Annotated in this window: 2 protein-coding genes; one reads left to right on the top strand and one right to left on the bottom strand. The window is 48.3% G+C overall.

The features are described 5' to 3' along the window. Window positions 1–200 (bottom strand): hypothetical protein (locus DJ74_RS19465; RefSeq protein ID WP_217900348.1); only part of this gene is annotated, 200 nt, incomplete at its 3' end. Window positions 201–2,058: 1,858 nt separating this feature from the next. On the opposite strand from DJ74_RS19465, the gene DJ74_RS18870 reads away from it, so the two are divergent. After that, window positions 2,059–2,265: a hypothetical protein gene (locus DJ74_RS18870; RefSeq protein WP_094558235.1), complete on the top strand. Its 207-nt coding sequence runs from the start codon at window positions 2,059–2,061 to the stop codon at window positions 2,263–2,265. The last annotated feature ends 563 nt before the right edge of the window (window positions 2,266–2,828 follow it).

The following is a 2,828-nucleotide window of genomic DNA, read 5'->3' as shown; positions in this document are numbered from 1 at the left end:
CCGAGTCCCTCCAAGTCCCGCTCACCGACATCCATATCTGTAATCCAGATGGTGTGTGTATCGCTTTCGCCGCTCCCGGCATCAGGCGTCTCCGCTACAGGAGGCATCTTGCCGTGTCGATCAAGCCGGGATTGGAGGGACTCGGCTATCAGTACCGCCACCGGTGGAGGATAGAGACAGCCATCCGCCAGTTGAAACATACGTTTCAGGGACAATGCCGGTCTTCGGACCGGTTGCGGCGGGCGGTTTACTATCGTATCATGGTTTTGGGAACTTCAAAGTATATATTAGAAACTCGAACTAATCCGTCGGACGTGTATTAATTCCATGTTGTCGGATTCATCCTGCGGCTAGCCGCAGCTGCTCTCCTTGAATTCGTATAATTGCTTTGTTGAAACCATTGGTCGCTGATAGTTTGTCGAGGCTGTGCTACATTCAGAGCGCGTATCTACCCCGAGACGACCTTTCGATAGCCTTTCCGGAAAAGTTGCCCCGCACCTAGGATACTAAGTACTACTGCGCCAGTTACAACCGCTGAGTGAACGATTTTATACGATGGAAACGGCGTGTATCGACCGAGAATGAGCAGCGTCGTCGCTATTATCCACAGAATATACAATCCGATACCAGTTTGATAGAGGGCCTTGCGCATGATTGGACTTTGGAAAGCTGTACACTTCTTTTTGATGTCCTCCTGTTGAATATCCTTTCTGCATCTCTCACGCCGATCCTATCACCGCTTAACGATTTCAACAGAACCAGCTCTGTTGGAATCCTCAGAATTTGATACATCTTACCGCGGTTTCGGTCACTACAGAACATTCACAAACTACCCTGAAAGGGAGAGCATATATCTCACGCCAAATGGTACTTATCTATACAAGATGAATCCCTATCGCAAATTTATGTTTATTGCGCTGGCTTGTCTGCTGGTTGGTGTCCCTCTTTGGACGTTGGTTCTAGCCCCGAGTGAGTTTTCACCTGCGATGGTTCTAGACCCGGGATTTTGGATAGCCGTAGTAGCCGGGTTTGCTATCCTTCTCTTTGGTTTTTGGATAGGGGAACGAACAGATACCGGTGAATAAGCGCACCTGCTGAGCGGCTGTTATACGCGATATTATATCTGAAGAATAGGATTTCAACAGAGCCTGTCCGTTCTAATTGCTCTTCTTGGAGTAGTCGCATACATTAGGTGGCGACCCCTTAGGTGACTGAGCGCAGGATCGATATGTTCGCAGCACTCATCGACCGACTGTTTCAGGCGAGAATATGTCTAAAGAATAGGGTTTCAACAAAGCCAAGCGAGATGAATCTGCTTTGACCGCGCTATTCGGTCAGTAAGTGTCGAAAGCCCCCGGCCCACTCACAACCGCTGCGTGACGTCTTCTCGGTTGATTTGGCCACTCGAATAGTGGTCGCAGTTTGATGATTGAAACGACAGTCTCGTCCATCCAGCGCTGGCCGTATGATTTACCGTCCAATTGGGCGTTATGTGCGTGATCGTAGTGTTCAAACAGTAAATATACCGGTCGTGGAGTGTAACTCGCGGTTATGAACCCCTCTAGGTTAGTCGCTCTCTGCTTCTTTTTTGTCAGTGTCTTGTTGTTAGCTCAGGTCAGTGTCGGTGGAGAGTTACGATTCACCATCGGAACTGTGTTACAGCTGGCGGGTGGTTTATTTTTGTTACTGACCAGTCTCTACGGATTGGCACGGTATGAGGAGAATCCAATCGTCAGTGAGTATAACCCGCTAACGTATCTCCTGATCTCTGGCTTGTTACTCTGGGCTGTCGGATTACTTACGCAAATAGCCACAGTTTGAACCGAACAAGTTTACGTTGCCAACAGATCGATTGATCGTGAGTCATACTTGGTTGTGGTTGAATTACAACATTTGAATTTGTTGTAAACCTCTGTCGCTGATAGTTTACCAAGGGCTTGCTGCATACACGGCGTATATGTTGCAGTGCAGCGTGTCATAAAATTAGTTAGTTATCGTAGCGACGTTTCAGGACTGGTAACTCCTAGATTTAATACCGTGTGCAGATGTCAATCAGGTATGCCTGGTAGTGGTCGTTCGGATTCACCAGCGATCAGAGCCATCGGGACTATCGTCGCGCTGATTGCCGTCATCGGTTATTTGATTTTTGACTGGTCGTTCAACGGCTCTGCGAACACTATCCCTGCGGTTATTGGCATCATCGTCGCGGTCTCGGCCATCGGATGGACGCTGTACAGCCGCGTGTATTCAGATGGAGGACCATGATAAGGGCTGGCTTGAGTAGAGATGAGATTGCAAGCATCACAGTTATCGGCATCACTGTTGCCGTGTTCGCTTGGTATCGAACTGGATTGACCGGAATACAGCGATGGACAAACGCTATTATCGTGTTACTTGTGAGTGTCTCCGTGGCAACGGCTACAACTCTTGTCATAAAAAATGGAATCCCAGGTGGCATGGTTCATGACTGGAAACGTGCGTACTACTACCGGTGGTGATGCCAACTCGATACAACTGAACTTACAATAAAGCCTGTCATAGAATCGTTCTTAACAAATTTCCGCTTAGATATTTACTAAATTAACTGTTAGATAGGGCATGCGAATGGCCTGATTGCGATGGTTGCTCTCCGCCAGAGTGCCATCCACTAAATCGTGAAGCGGTCTTGTTGAAATCCTCTCCTTCAGACAGGTTCTTGCCTGAAAACCTGTTCCCCAAAGAATGTATCTCTAACGAAAGACACATTCACCCATCCACGGTGATTGTGGTATGGATACTCTGCGGGGTCTGTACCAGCGGCTTGACGATTGCGTACGTGGCCTATCCCG

Origin of the sequence: Halorubrum sp. Ea8, assembly GCF_002252925.1 — an archaeon.
Classification (GTDB): domain Archaea; phylum Halobacteriota; class Halobacteria; order Halobacteriales; family Haloferacaceae; genus Halorubrum.
Note: the sequence above shows the minus strand (reverse complement) of the source record. Positions and strands in the feature narration are given on the sequence as shown.

Coding starts and splice junctions, on each gene's coding strand:
- DJ74_RS18870 (WP_094558235.1), top strand. CDS start 2,059: ATGCCTGGTAGTGGTCGTTCGGATTCACCAGCGATCAGAGCCATCGGG.